Source organism: Actinophytocola sp. (genome assembly GCF_050699935.1).
GTDB lineage: Bacteria > Actinomycetota > Actinomycetes > Mycobacteriales > Pseudonocardiaceae > Actinophytocola.
The window spans coordinates 13,515-32,961 of the sequence record NZ_JBOHGB010000022.1 but is presented as its reverse complement, the minus strand read 5'-3'; the positions used below and the strand labels follow the sequence as shown (position 1 = coordinate 32,961).

The 19,447-nt window shown below is 69.9% G+C and carries 17 protein-coding genes; 5 read left to right on the top strand and 12 right to left on the bottom strand.

Annotation, left to right across the window (positions count from 1 at the left end; genetic code table 11):
• Position 1 precedes the first annotated feature (1 nt).
• Positions 2–1,183 carry an acyl-CoA dehydrogenase family protein gene (locus ACRDTB_RS10765; protein ID WP_431429921.1) on the top strand — a complete coding sequence of 394 codons (1,182 nt, stop codon included), beginning with the start codon at positions 2–4 and terminating at the stop codon, positions 1,181–1,183.
• A gap of 15 nt (positions 1,184–1,198) precedes the next feature.
• Here the strand turns inward: ACRDTB_RS10765 and ACRDTB_RS10760 are convergent, their stop codons facing one another.
• Positions 1,199–2,548: an FAD-dependent oxidoreductase gene (locus ACRDTB_RS10760; RefSeq protein ID WP_431429920.1), complete on the bottom strand. Its 1,350-nt coding sequence runs from the start codon at positions 2,546–2,548 to the stop codon at positions 1,199–1,201.
• A 211-nt stretch (positions 2,549–2,759) separates the two neighbouring features.
• Here ACRDTB_RS10760 and ACRDTB_RS10755 point away from each other — a divergent pair, with 211 nt between their 5' ends.
• The 3 genes from ACRDTB_RS10755 to ACRDTB_RS10745 are packed head-to-tail and all read left to right on the top strand — an operon-like array spanning position 2,760 to position 5,644.
• Positions 2,760–3,383 carry a TetR/AcrR family transcriptional regulator gene (locus ACRDTB_RS10755; protein WP_431429919.1) on the top strand — a complete coding sequence of 208 codons (624 nt, stop codon included), beginning with the start codon at positions 2,760–2,762 and terminating at the stop codon, positions 3,381–3,383.
• 18 nt (positions 3,384–3,401) lie between these two features.
• Positions 3,402–4,649, top strand: a complete 1,248-nt coding sequence (locus tag ACRDTB_RS10750) for a cytochrome P450 (protein WP_431429918.1) — start codon at positions 3,402–3,404, stop codon at positions 4,647–4,649.
• Positions 4,646–5,644: an NAD-dependent epimerase/dehydratase family protein gene (locus ACRDTB_RS10745; protein ID WP_431429917.1), complete on the top strand. Its 999-nt coding sequence runs from the start codon at positions 4,646–4,648 to the stop codon at positions 5,642–5,644. The genes ACRDTB_RS10750 and ACRDTB_RS10745 overlap by 4 nt, the downstream gene beginning before the upstream one ends.
• 27 nt (positions 5,645–5,671) lie before the next feature.
• Here ACRDTB_RS10745 and ACRDTB_RS10740 read toward each other — a convergent pair whose 3' ends face one another.
• Positions 5,672–6,214, bottom strand: a complete 543-nt coding sequence (locus ACRDTB_RS10740) for a Zn-ribbon domain-containing OB-fold protein (RefSeq protein ID WP_431429916.1) — start codon at positions 6,212–6,214, stop codon at positions 5,672–5,674.
• Between the two features lie 27 nt (positions 6,215–6,241).
• Between ACRDTB_RS10740 and ACRDTB_RS10735 the strand changes: the two genes are divergently transcribed.
• Positions 6,242–7,387 (top strand): thiolase C-terminal domain-containing protein, encoded by a 1,146-nt coding sequence (locus ACRDTB_RS10735; protein ID WP_431429914.1) that lies wholly within the window; start codon positions 6,242–6,244, stop codon positions 7,385–7,387.
• Between the two features lie 190 nt (positions 7,388–7,577).
• Here ACRDTB_RS10735 and ACRDTB_RS10730 read toward each other — a convergent pair whose 3' ends face one another.
• The 10 genes from ACRDTB_RS10730 to ACRDTB_RS10685 are packed head-to-tail and all read right to left on the bottom strand — an operon-like array spanning position 7,578 to position 19,434.
• Positions 7,578–8,639 carry a phosphotransferase family protein gene (locus ACRDTB_RS10730; protein ID WP_431429913.1) on the bottom strand — a complete coding sequence of 354 codons (1,062 nt, stop codon included), beginning with the start codon at positions 8,637–8,639 and terminating at the stop codon, positions 7,578–7,580.
• 33 nt (positions 8,640–8,672) lie between these two features.
• Complete coding sequence (locus ACRDTB_RS10725; RefSeq protein WP_431429912.1) at positions 8,673–9,845, bottom strand: thiolase C-terminal domain-containing protein; 1,173 nt, start codon at positions 9,843–9,845, stop codon at positions 8,673–8,675.
• Between the two features lie 28 nt (positions 9,846–9,873).
• Positions 9,874–10,284: a carboxymuconolactone decarboxylase family protein gene (locus tag ACRDTB_RS10720; protein WP_431429911.1), complete on the bottom strand. Its 411-nt coding sequence runs from the start codon at positions 10,282–10,284 to the stop codon at positions 9,874–9,876.
• Positions 10,285–10,303: 19 nt separating this feature from the next.
• Positions 10,304–10,765: a Zn-ribbon domain-containing OB-fold protein gene (locus ACRDTB_RS10715; protein ID WP_431429910.1), complete on the bottom strand. Its 462-nt coding sequence runs from the start codon at positions 10,763–10,765 to the stop codon at positions 10,304–10,306.
• A complete protein-coding gene (locus ACRDTB_RS10710) occupies positions 10,725–12,728 on the bottom strand; it encodes an FAD-dependent oxidoreductase (protein WP_431429909.1) in 2,004 nt (667 codons plus the stop codon). Before ACRDTB_RS10710 ends, ACRDTB_RS10715 begins: the two co-directional genes overlap by 41 nt.
• Positions 12,729–12,785: 57 nt before the next feature.
• The gene (locus ACRDTB_RS10705) at positions 12,786–14,933 is read right to left on the bottom strand and encodes an acetate--CoA ligase family protein (protein WP_431429908.1); all 2,148 of its coding nucleotides are present in this window, start codon (positions 14,931–14,933) and stop codon (positions 12,786–12,788) included.
• Positions 14,934–14,943: 10 nt separating this feature from the next.
• On the bottom strand, positions 14,944–15,726 hold the full coding sequence (locus ACRDTB_RS10700; RefSeq protein WP_431429907.1) for an SDR family NAD(P)-dependent oxidoreductase: 783 nt from the start codon (positions 15,724–15,726) through the stop codon (positions 14,944–14,946).
• On the bottom strand, positions 15,723–16,763 hold the full coding sequence (locus tag ACRDTB_RS10695; protein ID WP_431429906.1) for an ABC transporter ATP-binding protein: 1,041 nt from the start codon (positions 16,761–16,763) through the stop codon (positions 15,723–15,725). The genes ACRDTB_RS10700 and ACRDTB_RS10695 overlap by 4 nt, the downstream gene beginning before the upstream one ends.
• Positions 16,763–17,815, bottom strand: a complete 1,053-nt coding sequence (locus ACRDTB_RS10690) for an ABC transporter ATP-binding protein (protein ID WP_431429904.1) — start codon at positions 17,813–17,815, stop codon at positions 16,763–16,765. The genes ACRDTB_RS10695 and ACRDTB_RS10690 overlap by 1 nt, the downstream gene beginning before the upstream one ends.
• Positions 17,812–19,434, bottom strand: coding sequence for an AMP-binding protein (locus ACRDTB_RS10685; RefSeq protein WP_431429903.1), 1,623 nt, complete (start codon positions 19,432–19,434; stop codon positions 17,812–17,814). The genes ACRDTB_RS10690 and ACRDTB_RS10685 overlap by 4 nt, the downstream gene beginning before the upstream one ends.
• Positions 19,435–19,447: the final 13 nt, after the last annotated feature.

The following is a 19,447-nucleotide window of genomic DNA, read 5'->3' as shown; positions in this document are numbered from 1 at the left end:
CATGGTCGACGAGCTCGAGTCGTTCCGCGAGCAGGCCAGGGCCTGGTTGTCGGTCAACGCGCGGCCGCTGCGGTGGGAAGACGAGCCGGTCATCGGGCTGATCCGCGAGATCCACAGCGCCGACGAGGTCCGGCAGGTCCGGGAGTGGAACCGGGCGAAGTTCGACGGCGGCTGGGCGGGCATCACCTGGCCTCGACGCCATGGCGGCCAGGCTCGCTCGGCGGCCGCGCAACTGGCCTGGAAACAGGAGGTCAGCCGGTTCGACACGGCCGAGGAAGGATGCGTGGTCGGCCCCGCGCTGGCCGGCCCCATCATCCTCGACCACGGTTCACCGGAGCAGCGGGACCGGTATCTGCGCGCGATCCTGCGTGGTACGCACATCTGGTGCCAGCTGTTCAGCGAGCCCGAGGCCGGTAGCGACCTGGCATCGCTGTCCACCGCCGCCCGGCCGGACGGCGACGGGTGGCTGGTGAACGGCCACAAGATCTGGAGCTCGGTCGCGCAGTTCGCCGACCGCGGACTGTTGCTGGCGCGGACCGACGGTTCGGTTGCCAAGCACCGCGGAATCACCTGCTTCGCGCTCGACATGCGCACCCCGGGCATCACGGTGCGACCGATCGTTCAGATGAACGGGCAGCAGACGTTCAACGAGGTGTTCCTCGACGACGTGCGCATCCCGGACGGCGACCGGATCGGCGACGTCGGAAACGGTTGGCGCATCGCGATGAACACCCTGACCACCGAGCGGCTCGACCTCGGCCTGCGCGGTGGGGTGAACGTGCCGCGGTTGCTTCGCCTGGCCACCGGCACCACGGTTGACGGTGTTCCTGCCGCCGACGTGCCCGCCTACCGGGACCGACTGGTCGACGTGTGCGTCCGAGTCGAGTCGCTGCGCGCACTCGGCCGCGACGCGGTTCTGCGGGCCATGGCGGGGGAGGCGCCTGGCCCGCACGGTTCGATCGCCAAACTCGTCGGCGCGCAGCTGATGAACGACGCCGCGAACCTCGCGTTGGACATGCAGGGGCCGTTCGGGATGATCGCCGGCGATGACGCGCCGGAGAACGGGGTCTGGCAGCACGGGTTCCTGAGCTCGCCGGCCAGGCGCATCGGCGGTGGCACAGATGAGATCCAGCGCAACATCATCGCCGAGCGCCACCTCGGGCTGCCACGAGAACCCGCGTGAGGGTCGCGAGCGTGGTCAGCGTCCGGCCGCGGTGAGATCACGGGCGGCCACGATGCCGAACACGCTGGCCAGTGCCAGGCCGCCACAATAGCCGCGGTCGTAGACACCACCGACGTCCGCGCCACACGCGTACAAACCCGCGATCGGCTCACCGCCCTTGCCGAGCACCCGCGCCCGGTCGTCGATCCGCAAGCCCGAGTGCGCGAACGTGACCGCCGGTTCCACCTCCATCGCGTAGAACGGTGGTGCGGTCAGCGGTCGTACCTGACTCACCCGCATGGGGATCCCGGTCGTCGGGAGCGAGCCCTCACCCGTGTTGAACTCCGCGACCGATGCCGCGATCCGGTCCGGCTTGAACCCCCAGCCGGCAACCTTCGTCGCCAACTCGTCGAGCGTGTCGGCGGATGCGGTGTTCGCGCCCCGGCTGCGGGCCAGCTCGAACTTGTCGTACGGGGCGAACCGCTCGACGTTCGGAGTGATCACCGCGGTCCGGTATACCCGGTCGTCGAACACGAGCAGGCCGCGTGAGTCACGCTGCGGTACCAGTGCCTGCGCGTTGAAGTGGTCCCCGGCCTTCTCGACGGTGAACCGCACGCCGTCCAGGTTGAGCAGCGCGCAGAGGTGGCTGTAATGCTGGTACAGCGGGGTGAAATCGGCGTCGGTGAACCGGTCCAACGGCGCGCAGATGAGGTGACCGTAGAACCCCGGGCTGGTGCCGTGCACATCGGCGCCGGCCGCGATGGCCAACCGAAGGCCGTCGCCGACGCTGTGCTGGTTCGCGCGCACCGCGACCGTCGCCGCGTTCGGGTGGATGTAGCGCGCCCGGGCGTCCGGGTCACCCTGCAGACCGCCCGTGGCGAGCACCACCGCGTCGGCGCGCACGGTCACCTCGGTGCCGTCGGCGTCCCGCAGTACCGCTCCGGTCACCCGCGACCCATCCAGGACGAGCCGTCGCACGACGGTCGACCGCATCACGAACCCGCCGGCGGACTCGATGATGGAAACGGCGCGCCGAAAATACCCGATGATGTCGAACGGCCGGCCGGGCGCGAAGTCGTGTACGAGCACGGGCGGCTCGATGTCGACGTTCAGTTCGGCGAGCCACGCCCAGACTTCTGGAAAGCCGTCGACCAATGCCCGGCCGAGCGGCTCCTCAGCCTCGGGGCATCGCTCGCGCCACTCCCCGAACGTTGGTGCGGTCCACAGCACGCCACCGGAGACCATCGAGGTGCCGCCGACATCCTCGCTCTTCTCCACCAGGAGCACGGACTTGCCGTTCCGCGCGGCATAGCTGCCCGCGGTCAGGCCGCCCATGCCACCACCTACCACGATCGTGTCGACGGTGAGATCATCGTCAGAACTCATAAGACCTCCACCCCGAGCCACGATCCAGCGTCAGGTGCCGCCACGTGTTAATCTACTGACACGCTAGTAAGTACGCAAGACGAGTGGCCGCACGTGCTGGTACTGTCACGGGTCGCCGCGCGCCGCCCATCTCGAGCGAAGTACTCGCACGCTTACCTACGTGTTGGTAGACTCGCCGCACGTAGTCCTTCCGGCATTTGACGAGGTCCACATGCGGTCAGTCTCGGCGCCGATAATCGCCGCCGACGTTCTCAAGGAAGCCGCCGAGCTCTTTCGTACGCGGGGATACCACAAGACTCGAATGCAGGACATAGCCGCCAGATTCGGCGTGACACATGCCGCGCTTTACTACCACTTCAAGTCGAAGCAGGACATCCTCGCGCAGATCAACCTTTCCGCGATTCGGGACATCCTGGCGACTGCCCGCTCCATTGCCGGGCAGGAACTACCGCCGGAGGAGCGGCTCACCCAGCTCGTCCGTGCCCACTTTCTCTGGGTCGCCGAGAACGCCGCGCTCGCGTCGAGCCTGCTCGACTTCGATGACGAGCTTCCGTCGCGAACGATGCGCAAGATCCGCGACCTGCGCCGTGAGTACACCGTGATGCTGCGTGAGACGTACGCGGAAGGTGTCGCACAAGGTGCGCTGACAGACCTTGATCCCCGCCTCGCGATCAACTTCATCATCGGGGCCGGCAACTGGGTCTACCGGTGGTACCACCCGGGTGACGCGCCATCGCCCAAGGACATCGCCGACAATGGTGTGCGCCTCTGGGCCGAGGGGTTCCTTCGTCGTCCGGGCGGGAAGCCGAGGGGTGCGGCTCGGGCGAAGGACTGAGACGAGAGGTGGTCCCGCATGCTCGGCACCGACCAGGAGCGGCTGAGAGCGGACGTGCGGCGGCTGTTCGCAGGCGACGCTCCGCTGTCCGGGGCTCCGTTCGACCTCTACCGCGCCCTGCGGACGTACGCACCGGTGCTGCGGGACGAGGCGCAGGTGGTGGTCACCCGGTACGACGACATCGCGGCGATCATCAAGGACCCCGAGCGGTTCTCGTCCCGGACCATGGATGGCAGCCATGTGCGGACCGCGCTCGAGCGGGCGCCCGCGGCGGACCTGCCGCTGCTGGAGGATCTCGTCTACCTACGACGGCAGCAGATGGTGATGAACGACGCGCCGGAACACCGGCGGCTGCGTGCCACCGCGCACAAGGCGTTCACCCCGCGCCGGGTCGCGCAGATGCGAGGGAGTATCCAAGTCCTGACCGACCGCCTCGTCGATCGGGTCGCCGACGCGGAGGTCGTCGACTGGATGGCCGTGGCCCGCCAGCTGCCGTTGCTCGTGGTGATCGAGATGTTCGACTTTCCGGCAGCCGATCACGAGTTCATCCGGGAGTGGGGCGACACCTGGGCTCGGTTCTGGGGAACCGAGCGGTCCAACCTCGCCGCGACCCACCGGTTGACCACCTCGTTCAACGACTACGTACGCGAACAGATCGCCGAGCGTCGGCGTCGCCCGACGACCGACCTTCTCGCCGGATTGATCGAAGCCGAGGAGGAGGGTGGCCGCCTCACCGAGGACGAGCTGCTCGTCATGGTCGCGAACACGCTCTTCGCCGGGCACGAGACAACCATCAACCTGCTTGGAAACGGGATGCTGTGCCTGGTCAGGGAGCCCGGCCAACAGCGGCTCCTGCGCGACGACCCGGGCCTGATCTCATCGGCGGTCGAGGAGTTCCTGCGGTTCGAGAGCCCGGTCCACAATGTCCGGCGGCGCGTGGTCGACGACTGCGAGCTGCACGGTGAGTGGCTGCGCACCGGCGACACCCTCCAGCTGGTCGTCGCGTCCGCGAACCGGGACGGTGACCGGTTCGTCTACCCCGATCGCCTCGACGTGACGCGCACGGACAACCGGCACCTGACCTTCGGTGCGGGTGTCCACTTCTGCCTGGGTGCCGCGCTCGCCCGGCTCGAGGCCGAGGTGGTGTTCGGCACGATCCTGCGTCGCACCAAGCAGCTCGAGCTCGCCGGGGCGGCGCTCGACTGGCAGCCGAACAGTCTCTTCCGCGGCCTCCGGGCGTTGCCGCTCACCGTCCGCTGGTCGTGATCGCGACCGCCGGGCAGCCCCCGAACGATCCGGACCTCGGGACGGTCCTGATCACCGGCGGCGCCGGCTTCGTCGGCTCCCACCTCGTCAGGGCCCTGCGGCTGCGTGGCCGCCACGTCGTCGTCTACGACCTCGCCGATGAGCTGCCCCGGCACGTCCTCGAGGTTGCCACCGGGACCACGGGGGCGGTGACACACGTTCGGGCCGACGTCACCGACACCGAGCGGCTCGCCGAGGTGGTGGCCAGGCACGACGTGCGGTACGTGGTGAACGCCGCGGCGCTGCTCGGCGAACCCGCGGCGACCCGGCGCCCGCTCGACGCCCTGCGGGTGAACGCGGAGGTGGTGTGGCGGCTGTGCGAGCTCGCTCGGCGGGCGGGGACGATCCGGCGCGTCCTGACCATCAGCAGTAGGTCGGTCTACGGTGACCAACCGCACGCGGAGTCGCTCACCGAAGACAGTCGACCTCGACCCGACGGTGTTTACGGGGGATCCAAGGCGGCCGGCGACCTCGGTGCCGAGCTGTACCGCGAGCACCTGGGCGTGGACGTCGTCGTCGCGCGCATCACCGGACCCTACGGACCCGGCCAGCGGCACCAGACCGACCTGCTGAGGATGGCCCGCGCCGCGTGCGAAGGACGCCCGTACGACGGAGGCCCCCGCGGTGACCTGCCGCGGGAGTACACCTACGTCAAGGACATCACCGGCGCACTGCTGGTGCTGCTGGACACGCCGCGGACCCGGCACTGCGTCTACAACGTGAGCGCGGGCGTGCAGTCGACGTTGACGGAGGTGGCGGGGGCGCTTCGCACCGCGCTGCCCGACGCGGATCTCAGGCGCACGCCTGGGTCGCCGTCCGGCGCCGGACGTCGCGCCACGCAGTCGATCCAGCGCCTTCGGGAGGAGTTCGGCTTCTGTCCCCGCTGGTCGCTTGTGGACGGTGTAGGTGAGCTCGTCGACTGGATCCGGCACGGAGACTACGGACTCCCGGTCTGACGATGTCGCCGAGGTTGCCGGGCCGACTCACTCGGCCGGCGCCCACATCCACGTCACGACGGGACCGGAGCCGCCGTCGTACAGTGGGGCGATCACCAGCCGCACGGGCATGTCGTGGCGGAGTTCGGTCGTCCGCGTCAACAGCCCGAGAACTCGTACCCCGCCCGGGAGGTCGACCATCCCCACGGCATAGGGGCCCTCGCGATCGAAGCGAAACGGTGCGGGTGCCCTGACATGCTGCACCGTCCAGCTCCACAACACGCCGTCCGGCCCGCCGTGCCAGGCTTCGACGTTCGCGCGGTCCTTCACGCAGTCGGGGTTGGTACAGAACGGAGTCGCCGGGAAGTTCACGGTGCCGCAGACGCCACATTCGCTGCCGAGCAACCGCGGACCGTCCGGCTGTTCGACAACGAGCCCCGGCAGTACCGGTGTGCCCGGGCCGAGGTTCAACCCACTCAGCTCCCTCGCATTGCGATAGCTTACCGACACGTTAGTATAACCAGGATTCGGGTTCGCGCGAGTGCGGAGGTCCCCGTGAGAGACGTGGCGATCGTCGGCGTAGGTGCCCATCCATGGGGCGTCTTTCCAGATCGCGCGATGCCCGAGATGGCAGCCGAGGCGATCGTCGAGGCGCTGGGTGACGCCGGGCTCGACTGGCGGGACGTGCAGGCCGTCGTCGCCGGCGCGTATCTGTGGAACGCGCAGCACGAGGGCCTTTTCGCACTGCTGAGCGGCGCGCCGATCGTGGCACTGATGGGCCAGACCGGGATTCCGGTGGTCAACTGCACCAATGCCTCCGCGACCGGAACCACGCTGCTGCGCGAGGCGTGTCTGACGGTCGCTGCCGGTGCGCATGACGTGGTCGTCGCGGTGGCCGCGGACAAGTCCGCCGGCGGTCTGTTCACACCGCTGTCGAACGACACCCGGTTCGACGAGGACTACATCCGCTGGGTCACCACCGGTGCGGTCAACCCGGCGTACTGGGCGATGGAATGCCGGCGCCGGATGCACGAGCTCGGTACCACCGAAGAGGACCTGGCGCTGGCAAAGGTCGTGACGTCCGGTCCGGCCAAACGCAACCCGAAGGCCCGGTACCGGCGGGAGTTCACGATCGAGGAGGTGCTCGGCTCGGCGCCGGTAGCCGACCCACTCCGGCTGCTCGAGATCTGCGCCACCAGTGACGGGGCCGCCGCCGTCATCGTCGCGGCCGGAGACGTCGCGCGGCGGATGAGCGCCCGGCCGGTCTGGGTCGACGCCGTCGCGTTGGCCTCCAGGGACTTTGGCGATCCGTCGATAAGGACGCCGACTCTCAGTGCCTACGCACGGGCGGGCGTGCCGTCGCTCAGCGAGGCGCACAACTGCATGGCCGAGCTCATTCGCCGGTCGGAGATCGGCCCGGACGACCTCGACGTCATCGAGCTCCCGGACAACAGCTCCTGGCACTACCTGACATATCTCGACATCATCCTGGGCGCTTTCGGGGCGAGGCCGGGGGCGGCCGAGGCCCTGTTGCGCGAGGGCGCGACCGATCCCATGACCGGACGCGTGCCGGTCGGCCCCGGTGGCGGCGCGAGCGGATCCGGCGAGGCGGTGCTCGCCCAGGGGTTGCTACAGGTCCATGAGCTTGTCACGCAACTGCGTGGCGCGGGTGGGGACCGCCAGGTGCCGGGCCCGCTCCGGCGTGGCCTCGCGATGACGTACGGATACCTCGGCAACAACGCCGGATGCGTTCTCGCCGTCTAGTCCGCCTCCCCGGAATTAAAAGTGTTGGTTGCGTTCCAGCGGATGGTGCGGTTCTCGGGTTGATTTGTGGCTGGGTGGCGTCACGGTCCCCTGAGGTTCCGTTGTCCATGTGGTTCCGTTGCGGTACAAGACCGCACACGATGATCCACTGTGATGACAAGCCGATTCGGGTCCGGTGGCTGTGGGGCAGTCAGGTGTCGCTGAGCAGGGAACCGTCCAGGGCCGAGTCGGCGAGTCGGAGGCATCCGGCGGCCCGCTCCGGGAGGGTGCGGACCGACTGGTCGATCTCGCCGTACGCACCCCCGAGGTAGCGCGCGTACACGTTGCTCAGGAGGACGGCATTCCGCCAGAACGCGAACGCGAGGTAGAAGGCGATGTCCCGCACGTCGTCACCGCTTGCCTGGATGTACAGCGAGCGAAGCTCGGACCGGGATGGAAATCCCGGCGCCGACGACGGAGCGGATTCCATCGCGGCAACCTCGTCGGGGTGGTCGGTCCAGTACGCGAGCATCAGCCCGACGTCGGCGAATGGGTCACCGAGCGTCGACAGCTCCCAGTCGAGCACCGCGCGGACGCTGCCGTCCGCGCCCACCACCAGATTGTCCAGGCGGTAGTCACCGTGGATCAGCGACGTCCGTTCCTGCGCTGGCACCCGGCGGACCAACTCCGCGTGCAGCGAACGCACCGCCGAGTCGTCGAGCAGGTCGTCGCGATGCCCGCTGCCCAGCTCCCACTGGCGTAGCCAGCGCCGGAGCTGACGCGGTACGAACCCGACGCCAGGGCCGATGTCGGCGAGACCGAGTTCGCCGGGATCGACGGCGTGCAGGCCGGCGAGTACCGCGGCGAGCTCACCAGCCACCCGCGCCCGCGCGGTGGTCGACAGCAGGCGTTCGGCATCGTGGCGCGTGCGCACGACGATACCGTCGACGAACTCCATGACGTAGAACGGTGCCCCGATGACCTCCACGTCCCGGCAGTTGGCGAGCACCCGCGGCACCGGCACCGCACTGCCCGCGAGCGCGGTGAGCAGGCGCACCTCCCGGTCCATGTCGTGCGCGGACGGCAGCGCGCCAGAAAGCGGTGGCCGGCGTAGAACCAGCTGCCGGCCGGAGGCATCCGTGAAGCGGTAGGTCAGGTTGGACCTCCCGCCCTCGATCAATTCGAACGCGGCCGCGGAGCCGAACTCGACGCCATGCCGCGCGAGCCAGCGTCGCGCGGCGGCGGTGTCGAGTGCCGCGTCGAGCTCGTACATACCTTTCGCCTTCCGTACGCACCGTCAGGACACCTAGGCGGCGCTGAGCACGAGGCCGCTTCCGGTCGTGGTGCCGAAGCCGGTCGCGACACCGATCTCCGCGCCCTGGCGCTGGCGGATACCGGCCTGCCCACGGAGTTGCTGTACCACTTCGACAAGACCATTCAGGCCGTGGATGTACGCCTCATTGAGCATCCCCCCGTTCAGATTCACGGCAACGTCGCCGTCCGGCGCTATGTGGCCGTCCCGAACGAATGCCGCCCCCTCGCCCGGAGCGCAGAATCCGAACCCTTCGAGCTGGGAGATCACCGAGAAGGTGAAGCAGTCGTAGATCGATGCCACGTCGACCTCGCCCGGCCCGATGCCGGCTCGGGTCCACAGCTCGTCGGCGACATGGGTGGCGTACAGGTCTGCGCCGTCGTCCCAGGTGTAGAACCCGTCGAATCCGTATCCCGGCTTTGGTCCGCCCCCGATCGCCCAGCCGAGCACGGGCACCGGGCGCGACTTCAGGTCCTTCGCCGTCTCACTCGCCGAGACGAGTACGGCGCATGCTCCGTCGCTCTCCAGGCAGCAGTCGAGGAGCCGGAACGGGTCGGCGATGAGCCGCGAGTTCTGGTGGTCGGCAAGCGTGATCGGGTCGCGAAGCAGGGCACGGTCGTTGTTCGCGGCATTGCTGCGCATCTGGACGGCGACCTGTCCGAAGTCCTCGCTGGTCGTCCCGTACTTGAGCATGTGCCGGCGTGCCGGCATGGCGTTGTACTGCGGGAACGAGATCCAGCCGTGCGGGTAGGTGAACTGCGCTTCACCCGCGCCGACCAGGTCGTCGCTGGTGCCCGTCCCGCCGATCCGCTTGCCAGAACGCCCGTTCAACGCCCGGTAGACCAGCACATGCTTCGCCTCTCCCAGCACGACCGCCTTCGCCGCCTCGCCGACCGACGCGACGCAGATGTCGCCGCCGCCGAGATAGTTGGCGAAGTGGCGCAGGCGCGGCAGGCCGAGTCCGGTCGCGACCGCCTGAGCCCACACCGAGTCGTTGAGACTGAACGTCAGGATGCCGTCCACGTCGTCGACGTCGACGCCGGCATCGTCAATGGCTCTCGTGCACGCCTCGAGTGCCAGCGAGAGCACTGTCCGACCCGACTGCTTCGAATACTCGGTGAAGCCCACACCGGAGATCGCCGCCTTGCCTCTCAAGTCGAAGGGCATGGACCACTCCTCACTACGTACTCACTGGTCATTTCTGCGAGGGGAACTTCGGCAGGTCCTCCGGGTCCGCGTCGAACACCCTGCTGATGAGCCGAAGTGCCGTGTGGATGACGGGCAGCCCGGCGTAGAAGAGCATCTGTATCGCGACCTGGACGAGCTCCTCGCGCGTTACGCCAAGTCTCCGAGCGCCATGCAGGTGCAGCTCGGCGTAGTCGTATCGCTCGAGCGCAAGCAGGGTCGTGATGGTGACGATGCTTCGGGTGCGCACGTCGAGGGTCGGCTCGGCCCAGACCTTCGCCCACAGCACGTCGTCGCTGATCTCCTTCACCAGCGGCGCCAACTCCTCGGTGATCGGGCGGTTGGCGAACGCCCGCTCCCGACCGAAGAGCTGCGCCTTGATCTCCCTGCCATCCACCGACGCGTGGGGGTCGTCCGTCATCGCCTGCTCCTCTCCACCGCTACGTCGCCGGGCGGAACGCCGGCAAGGTGATCTCCGGTGTCAGCTCGACGAATGTCACCTTCACCGGCAGGTGCTCCGTTATCGCGTCGACGTCGCAGTCGACCAGCCGGCTTGGCATGCGTACGCCGGGTGCGACCTCGACCAGCGCGATCACGTACGGCACCTCGCGTCGGAGCCCGTCGGTGACGGCGTGCCACACGACCACCCAGGAGTGCACGGTGCCGGTGCCGTCGAGCTCGACCCACTCCACATCCCAGCCGCGGCAGCGCGGACACAGCGGGCTCGGCGGGAAGCGCGGCGTGCCACAGCTCGCGCACCGCTGGGTCACCAGGCGGTGCGCCCTGGCGGCTGTCCAGAACGGAGCGGTGTCCGGATCGACCTGTGGCAGCGGGCGCGCCGGTCGGTCCGCGTCCACGGTGCTAGAGCTGTGCAGCGACACGATGTCCCTCCAGTACGGCATGTGAGATCCGGCGCGGCGCGACACAGTCGCCGACCGCGTACACCGCTGTGCGTTGCCGCCGCAACTCGACGAACAACCGGTCGACCGACCGCGAGGGCCCGGCGACAACGGTGATGTGTGCGGGTCGCGAGCGTGCCGCACGCGACGGCCGTCCTGGCTCGGCGAACGCGTCGACGGTGTGCACACACCGCTCCTCGATGCGCGAAACGGCGGTCATGACGGCGAACTCGACACCGTGGGCGTGCAGCCGGCGCAGCAAAGGCGGCAGGCTCTCCACCGGTAAGCCGGCTCCGACGGCCGTTGCCGGCGTGACAAGGGTGACCGCGGCGCCCCGCTCGGCGAGAAACTCCGCGGCGTTGTACGCCTCCCAGCGGCCGGACCCGTCGTCGACGACGACGGCCGGCCTGCCGCGCAGATCGGACCGGGTGACGTCGCCCAGCAAGGTCCACACGTCGAGCACGCGGGCGCCATCGGCGACCGGAACGGTGACCGGGGCCGGCTCCGCACCGGTCGCCACGACCACCGCATCGGGTCCGTCCGCGGCGATCGTCGCGGCCGTCACGGTGACGCCGAGGCGGACTTCGACGCCGAGCCTCGCCAACTCGGCCGACCGGAAGCCGATCACGCCGGCGAGCTCGTTGCGGTGCGGCGCACGCGATGCCAGTGCGACCTGCCCGCCGAGCGTGGCGGCGCGTTCGTAGAGCACCACGTCGTGCCCGCGCTCCGCGCAGATCCGCGCGGTCTCCAGGCCGGCCGGACCACCGCCGACCACGGTCACCGTGCGCTGCCCGCGCGCCGGGGAGGCCGTGCCGAGGTCTAGTTCCCGACCGGAGACCGGATTGTGCATGCAGGTGACTCCGCCGGGGTTCGACCGGCAGTCCTGTAGGCAGCCGACGCACGGCAGGATGCGGTCGACGTGGCCGCTCCGTACCTTGTGGACCCAGGCCGGGTCGGCGATGAGCTGGCGTGCCATGCCGATCAGGTCGGCGTCGCCGTTGGCGAGGATGGCCTCCGCGTCCCGCGGGCGGGTGATCCGCTGCGACGCGATCACCGGAAGGCCGCTCGCGTCCCGGATCGCACGGGCGAGCCCGCCCCACGCCGCCCGTGGGTGCGACATGTCCTTGACGTAGGCGCCGCGGACACCTACCGCGACCGAGACATAGTCGAACATTCCGGTCGCCGCGAGAATCCGCGCGGTTGCCGTCGACTCGTCGAGGTCGATTCCGTCGGGGATCTCCTCGGTGCCGGACAGGCGCACGCCCAGCGCGAACGAACCGCCGCAGCGGGATCGCACCGCCTCGGCGATCTCGATCGCGAACGTCGCCCTGGCCGCTGCCGACCCGCCGTAGCGGTCGGTGCGGCGGTTGCGTGCCGGCGAGAGAAACTGGCCGATGAGATAGCCGTGCGCGGCGTGCAGCTCGATTCCGTCGAATCCGGCGGCGAGCAGGTTCTCCGCCGAGGTCGCGAAGCCGTCGACGATGTCGTCGATCTCGTCCGCCGTGAGCGCGTGCGGCGGGTGGTTCGCCGCCGACCGGCGCAGTGCGGACGGCGCGACCGGCGGGAACTCCGAATCGCCGAGCCATTCGTCGCCGACGTGCAGCAACTGGCCGAAGAGCTTCGTGTGGTGGCGGTGGACCTCGTCCGCCAGCCGGGCGAAGGCCGGCACGTTGTCCGGTCGGAATGCCTCACGTTGTCCGTGTCCGCGACCGACCGAGCCGGGATGGGCGACCGTACCGCCCATGACGATCAGCCCGACGCCGGCCGCGGCGCGCGCCCGATAGAACGCCACGTCGTCGTCGGTGACCGTCCCCGAGCGGGTGAAGCGCAGCCCCATGGGCAGCATCACCACGCGGTTGGCCAGGTCGACCGGGCCGATTTCCGTCGGCGACAACAGGTTCGGGAAGCGCGCGACACCAGGGAGACCGGTGGTGACCACCGTGGGTTCGCTGGTGTACGCGGGCATGAGGCCAGATCTCCTTACTGACATGTAAGTTACCGCTGTGGGCTCATGGTGGCAAGCTCAGGCCGGAACGGGTCTGCGCTCGATGCGCGCGTCCACGGCGGTCAGGCGTCCGTCGGCGGATACGAGCACCGGATTGAGATCGACCGAGGTGACCGCGTCCGTGGCCGCGAACCAGTCGCCCACCCGCTGGAGCAACCCGACGAACGTCGGCACGATGTCCACCCGTCCACGCAGCGCCGCACCGATTCGGGTCGCGTGCAGCCGGTCCGCGATCGTGTCCGGTGTTGCCGGCCAGCGCATGGTGGCGGTGTCCCGGTACACCTCGGTCCAGGTGCCGCCGAGGCCGATCACCGCGATGGACCCGAAGGTCGGGTCGCGGTGGAACCCGACGAGCAGCTCCGCGACGCCCGCGACCTGGCGCTCCACCACGAGACCGACGCCCGCTCGGGGATCCGGGGCGACCGCCGCGGACCCGAGCAGCTCGACGGCCGCGGCCCGGATGTCGTCGTCCGTCGCGAGGAGCAGCCGCACGCCACCCACCGCCAGCTTGTGCCCGGACCCCGGCAGGCTCGACTTCAGCACGACCGGGTGGCCGATCACGGCCGCCGCGTGCACCGCGTCCTCGGCGGTGTGGACCAGCCGGGCGTCGTTGAACGGGACCTCGAGTCGCGCGATAGTCATCCGGTCCGACCAGTACGACCCGACCGGCGCGATGGCCGGCGCACCGACCGGAGTGGACGGTACCGGCGCCACCTCGCGAGCCGGCCGGGCGGCGTGGGCCGCGTAGTGCGCGATCGCGTGCAGCCCCCGCTCGACGCCCTCGAAGACCGGCACACCGAGGGCACGGAGCTCGTCGAGTCCCGTGGGTGCCGTCTCCAGCCCGGAGCGCAGCGCGACCGCGACCCGGTGCCGGCCCTCGTCGGCCAGCGCCGCCGCCACCTCCGCGTACATCGACTCGGCGTAGTGCCCGACGGTCACCAGTGAGGAGAACAGCAGTGCGTCGTAGTTGGGATCGGCGAGCATCGTGCGAGTGGCCAGCTCGATCTGACCGGGCCGACCCATGAACTCGGCCGTGAGGTCGAAGGGATTGCTCGGTTCCGCGAAGGAGAAGCCGGCCCGGATGTGCTTGGCCGTGCCGGCGGCCGGCGGCGGCAGTTCGAGCCTGGTCCGTTCCGCGGTGTCCGCGGCGAGGGCGGCATCTCCACCCGACGTGGAGATGACCGCGATCCGGTCGGTTCGGCCGGTGGGACCGCTCCACGCCGCAAACAGCTGGCCGACCTCCCACAGCTGGTCCAGCTCGCGGACCTGGATGATCCCTTCCTCCTCGAACACCGCCGAAGCGACGTCGGCGGCGCCGGCGAGGGACCCGGAGTGCGTGGCCACGATGGCCATGCCGCGCTCGGAGACACCGAGGTGCAGGGCGATCAGAGCCTTGCGGCGCTCGCGGGCCAGCCGGGCGACTGCGCGCACCTTTCCCGCCTCGGTGAGCGACTCGATCAGCAGGGCGATGCTCGTGACCCGCTCGTCGGCGAGGATGTGCGTGGTCACGTCCCAGATGTCCAGGTCGAGCTGGTTGCCGGTGGCGACGACGTATCCGACGCCGACCCCGTACCGCAGCGCGCGGTTGAAGACGCCGTTGCCGAGGGCGCCGCTCTGTCCGACGATCGCGAAGGATCCGGGTCGCAACGTGGCTGGATGATTGCGTGACGCGCGCGGGACGTAGCTGTCCAGGGTGTTGATGACGCCGGTGGTGTTCGGGCCCAGGACGCGGATGCCGGTGTCCTGGATCGCGGCGGCGAGCGCGGCCGATCGCGACGTGCCGCCCGGGCCGGCCGCCGCCTCACCGAAACCGGCGGCGACGACCGTCGCACTCGCCACGCCGAGCTCGCCGAGCTCGCGGAGCACGGCGGGAACCCGGTCCGCTCCGACCACGACGATCGCCGTGTCGGGCACCTCGGGGAGGTCTCGCACCGTCGGATATGCCTTGATACCGCCGACCTGCGTGCGGTTCGGGTTGACGACGTGGATCCGGCCCGGATACCCGTGGGCGAGCAGGTTGTGCACCGGCGCGGCCGGCATCGAGCCGGGCTTGTCGTCCGACGCACCGACCACGACGACGGAGCCGGGGGAGAGCACGGTGGAGATCGCCCGTTCGGGTCGTCCGCGCGGGTCCAGAGCCGAAGCGCCGAGGTGATGTCCGGTCACGAGCACGTCCTCAACTTTCGATCGGTGGCCGAAGAGCCGGGAACGCACCGCCGCTGACCGCGATCGACTCGCCGGTGACGTAGGACGACAGGTCGGAGGCGAGGAACAGGCACACGTTCGCGACCTCGTCCACGGTTCCCATCCGGCCGAGAGGGACGCGGTCGACGATCCGATCGAGGCGGCGCCGAACCGGTTCGGGCGCGCCGCTCCTGTCCGTGTCGATCACCCCTGGCACGATCGCGTTGACCGTGACCCCGGAGCCACCGCACTCGACCGCGAGGCCGCGGGTCAGCCCGAGCAGGCCTGCCTTGGCCGCGACCACGTGGACCTTGCCCTGCGCCCCCCAGAACGCGTCCAGCCCGGACACGTTGATGATCCGGCCGAAGCTCCGCTCGACCATTTCCGGGATGAGCCACCGCGACAGCAGGTACGGCGCCCGGAGGTTGACCGCCAGCACCGTGTCCCACTCCGCGGTGGCCAGCGCCTCGAGTTCGTGGTGCGGGCGGATCGCGGCGTTGTTCACCAGGATGTCGGGTGGCCCGACCGCGTCGCGGAGCCGGCGGACCGCTGCCTCGAGCACGTCGGCATCGGCCAGGTCGGCGAGCTCGCCCGCGCAGCGCACACCGAGGGTGTCCAGCTCGGCGAGCGTCTCCTCGAGAGCGGACGCGTCGGAGCCGCCGAGCACCGCTATCGAACAGCCGCTGCGGGCGAGCGTGTGCGCGATCCCTCGTCCGACGTTGCGGCTGCCGCCGGTCACCAGCGCGGTGCGTCCGGACAAGTCGACGGTGGTCACGGCTCGTCGACCATGGCCGTGGCCGCGACCTTGTCGACGAGCGGCAGCACCGAGCCGGACGAGGGCAGCTCGTCCGTGTCGTGCAGGTGGCAGGTGCTCGACCCGCCGCCGGGCACCGGGAATGGCGGCGGCACCTCGGCCCGGCATACGTCCATGACCAGCGGGCAGCGAGTGTGGAACCGGCAGGCGGGCGGCGGGTTGGCGGGGCTGGGCGTGTCGCCGCCGAGTACCAGTCGGGGCAGCCCGCCCTCGGCCCGAGGGCGCGGGATGGCCGACAGGAGAGCCGCCGTGTACGGATGCGCGGGCTCTCGCCACACTCGTGCGGTCGGACCTACTTCGACGATCTGGCCGAGGTACATCACCGCCGTCCGATGACTGATCGAACGGACCACCCCGAGATCGTGTGAGATGAACAGGTACGACAGACCGAGCTCGCCCTGCAGTCGCTTCAGCAGGTTGAGGATCTGTCCCTGGGTGGACACGTCGAGCGCGCTGACGGCCTCGTCGCAGACGACCAGCGCCGGGCGCGACACGATCGCGCGGGCGATCGCGATCCGTTGCCGCTGGCCGCCGGAGAACTGGTCCGGATACCTCGGCGCGTAGCCGGGGTCCAACGACACCTGGCGCAGCGCCTCCTCGACGCGCTCGCGCCGCTCCTGCCGGGACAGCTTCGCGTGTGCGTCCAACGGCTCGGCCACGATGTCGAGCACCCGCATGGACGGGTCGAGTGAGGAGTACGGGTCCTGGAAGACGATCTGCATGTGCCGGCGCACGGAACGGGGCACGCGACCGGTGGACGGCACGGGGTGGCCGAGCACCTCGACCTCGCCGGACGTGCGCGGGAGTAGCCCGAGGATCGCCCGCGCGGTGGTCGACTTGCCGGAGCCCGACTCGCCGACCAGGGCGAGCGTTTCGCCGGGCATGACATCGAAGGTCACGCCGTCGACCGCGGCGATCTTCGAGCCGCGCCCGACGAGCTTGGTGTTCCGGAACTCGACGCCGAGGTCTCGGACGGACACGGCGGGGGTGGCGGTCATCAGTCCGACCCCGTTTCGATGTGTTGCGGGCTCCGCAGGTGCAGCTCGGTCGCGCGAACGCACCGCACGTCGCGGTTGCCCGGATGGGACGTCAGCAGGATCGGGTCCGTGGTGCAGCGGAGCGGGTCGACGTAGTCGCAGCGGGTGTGGAAGCGGCATCCGGTCGGCTTGTCCCACGGCGACGGCACGTTGCCCTTGATCGGCCGCAGCCAGCCTTCGGAGTCCGCGGCCTGCGGCATCGAGCGGAGCAACCCCTCCGCGTACGGGTGCAGGGGCCGATCGAAGATGTCCTCGCTCGGCGACTGTTCCACCGCCTGGCCGGCGTACATCACGACGACTCTGCCGCAGTTCTCCGCGGCGAGCAGCAGGTCGTGGGTGACCAGCACGATCGCCATCCCGAACTGTGCTTGCAGCGTGCGGAGCAGCTCCATGATGCGAGCCTGCACGGTCACGTCGAGCGCGGTGGTCGGCTCGTCGGCGAGCAGCAGCTTCGGCTCGCAGGCGAGTGCCATGGCGATCATGGCCCGCTGCCGCATGCCACCGGAGAACATGTGCGGGTAGTCGTGTACCCGGCGGGCGGGGTCCGGTATGCCGACGATGTCCAGCACCTCGACGGCACGGTTCCACGCCGCACGTCGGGTGGCGCCCCGGTGCCGCATCACCGTCTCGGCGATCTGAGATCCGATCTTGAACGCCGGGTTGAGACTGGTCATCGGCTCCTGGAAGATCATCGCGATCTCGTTGCCCCGCACGTCACGCAGGTCCTGCTCCCGCAACCGCACCAGATCGCGGTCGCCGAACCACACGTGGCCGCCGGCGATGCGCCCGCCCCGCATGCTCAGCAGGCCGAGCACCGACTGCACGGTGACCGTCTTTCCCGAGCCCGACTCGCCGACCAGGCCCAGCGTCTCGCCGCGACGCACCTCGAGCGTCAGGTCGTCGACGACGCGGACCCAACCGTCCGAAGTGCGGAAGTCGATGCACAGGTCCTCGATGCGCAGCAGCGGCGAGTCGCCGTTGCGCGCGGCCCTGCGTGCCGCGGGGGCGGTCATCCCGACTCCTGGGTGAACGCCGCCCGCAGCACGTGCTTCTGCACCTTGCCGGACGGCGTCATCGGCAGCCGCGGCACGATCTCGACTCGCTGCGGGTACTTGTACTTGGCGATGTCGTGCCGCTCGAGGAACGCGATCAGGTCGTCGAGGGTGGTCGCCGAACCCGCGTCGTCGGGGACCACGCAGGCGCACGCGATCTCGCCGAGCCGCTCGTCCGGCAGCCCGACGACCGCGACCGCCGCGACGCCGGGCATGGTGGCGAGCACGTCCTCGAGCTCGCGTGGGGCGATGTTGATCCCGCCCCGGATGATGATCTCCTTCTTCCGCCCGACGACGGTCATGTAGTCGTCGGTGTCGAGGACGACCAGGTCGCCGCTGCGTACCCACCCGCCGGGGAGGAACGTCGCGGCCGTCCGCTCGGGGTCGTCGAAGAATCCGACCGCCGCGCTCGGACTGCGGGCGACCAACTCGCCGGGCGTGCCGCGGGGGACCGGCCGGCCCGCGTCGTCGCGCACCTCGATCTCGACGTGCGGCATGATCGCGCCGTCGGTGTTCTCCCGCTTGCCGTCCGGTACGTCGGGCGGCGCCCACGTGACACCGAGCAGCTCCGTCGACCCGTACAGCCGGAGCACGCCGATGCCACGGGCGGCCGCCGCCCTGACCAGTTCGGGGGGAACGGGCGAACCGCCGCACGAGAAGGCGCGCATCGTCTTCAGGTCCGCCGTGCCCTCGGCCGACGCACGCACCAGATCGGCCAGGAACGTCGTGGCCGCGAGCGTGTACGTGCAGCCGAAGCGGGCGATGAGCTCCACCGCGCGCCGGGCGTCCCAGATGTCCTGCAGAACCAGCGGCAGGCCGTGGAACACCGCGAAGCGGATCCCGTAGTTGAGCCCGGTGGAGTGCCCGACGGGGGAGGGCATCCACACGCAGTCGTCGGCACCCATGCGCAGCCACTCGTAAGCGTTGCGCACGCCGAAGTTCGCCGTCTGCTCGGTGTGCATCACGGCCTTCGGTGCCGCCTCGGTGCCAGAGGTGAAGATGATCTCCGAAACCGCGTTCGCCGGTCTGACCGGCCGGAGGTCCTCGCCGCCGCCGGCCCGGAGGATGGTGTCGGTCGACGGCAGGTCCGCCGACTCGCCGACGACCTCGCCGACGACAACGTGCAGATCGAGCTCGGGCAGCTCGGGTCGCAACCCTCGCACCATCTCCACGAAGTCGAACCTCCGGTATGTCGTCGTGGTGACGATGCCACGCGACCGGGCGACCCGCAGGATGTGCCGAAGCTCCTTCGCGCGGTAGTTCGGCAGCAGCGGGTTCAGCACGCCGCCGACCATCAGCACCGCGAGGTCGACGACCACTGCCTCGTAGCGGTTCGGCAGCTGCACCGACACCGTGTCTCCACTTGAGATGCCGTGTTCGGACAGGTAGTGGGCGAGCGCGCGGACATCCCGCAACAGCTCGCCGTAGGACACCTCGCGGCCGTCCGTGCCGTCGATGACGGCCGGCGACGAGGGCGCTCTGGTCGCGTGCTCGACCAGCTTCCCGGCGAGCGTGTCGGTGGTCCACAGGCCGGCTGACTCGAGCTCGGCCCTTCGCTCGGTCGTGACGACGTTGTCCATGGCAGTCACTCCG

What these genes read in the sequence shown, in the direction of transcription:
- ACRDTB_RS10765 (WP_431429921.1), top strand. Translation starts at nt 2, where the DNA reads ATGGTCGACGAGCTCGAGTCGTTCCGCGAGCAGGCCAGGGCCTGGTTG.
- ACRDTB_RS10760 (WP_431429920.1), bottom strand. Translation starts at nt 2,548, where the DNA reads ATGAGTTCTGACGATGATCTCACCGTCGACACGATCGTGGTAGGTGGT.
- ACRDTB_RS10755 (WP_431429919.1), top strand. Translation starts at nt 2,760, where the DNA reads ATGCGGTCAGTCTCGGCGCCGATAATCGCCGCCGACGTTCTCAAGGAA.
- ACRDTB_RS10750 (WP_431429918.1), top strand. Translation starts at nt 3,402, where the DNA reads ATGCTCGGCACCGACCAGGAGCGGCTGAGAGCGGACGTGCGGCGGCTG.
- ACRDTB_RS10740 (WP_431429916.1), bottom strand. Translation starts at nt 6,214, where the DNA reads ATGGGCACCTACGCCGACGATCGCCACGTCTCTCACGGGGACCTCCGC.
- ACRDTB_RS10735 (WP_431429914.1), top strand. Translation starts at nt 6,242, where the DNA reads ATGCCCGAGATGGCAGCCGAGGCGATCGTCGAGGCGCTGGGTGACGCC.
- ACRDTB_RS10730 (WP_431429913.1), bottom strand. Translation starts at nt 8,639, where the DNA reads ATGTACGAGCTCGACGCGGCACTCGACACCGCCGCCGCGCGACGCTGG.
- ACRDTB_RS10725 (WP_431429912.1), bottom strand. Translation starts at nt 9,845, where the DNA reads ATGCCCTTCGACTTGAGAGGCAAGGCGGCGATCTCCGGTGTGGGCTTC.
- ACRDTB_RS10720 (WP_431429911.1), bottom strand. Translation starts at nt 10,284, where the DNA reads ATGACGGACGACCCCCACGCGTCGGTGGATGGCAGGGAGATCAAGGCG.
- ACRDTB_RS10715 (WP_431429910.1), bottom strand. Translation starts at nt 10,765, where the DNA reads ATGCCGTACTGGAGGGACATCGTGTCGCTGCACAGCTCTAGCACCGTG.
- ACRDTB_RS10710 (WP_431429909.1), bottom strand. Translation starts at nt 12,728, where the DNA reads ATGCCCGCGTACACCAGCGAACCCACGGTGGTCACCACCGGTCTCCCT.
- ACRDTB_RS10695 (WP_431429906.1), bottom strand. Translation starts at nt 16,763, where the DNA reads ATGACCGCCACCCCCGCCGTGTCCGTCCGAGACCTCGGCGTCGAGTTC.
- ACRDTB_RS10690 (WP_431429904.1), bottom strand. Translation starts at nt 17,815, where the DNA reads ATGACCGCCCCCGCGGCACGCAGGGCCGCGCGCAACGGCGACTCGCCG.
- ACRDTB_RS10685 (WP_431429903.1), bottom strand. Translation starts at nt 19,434, where the DNA reads ATGGACAACGTCGTCACGACCGAGCGAAGGGCCGAGCTCGAGTCAGCC.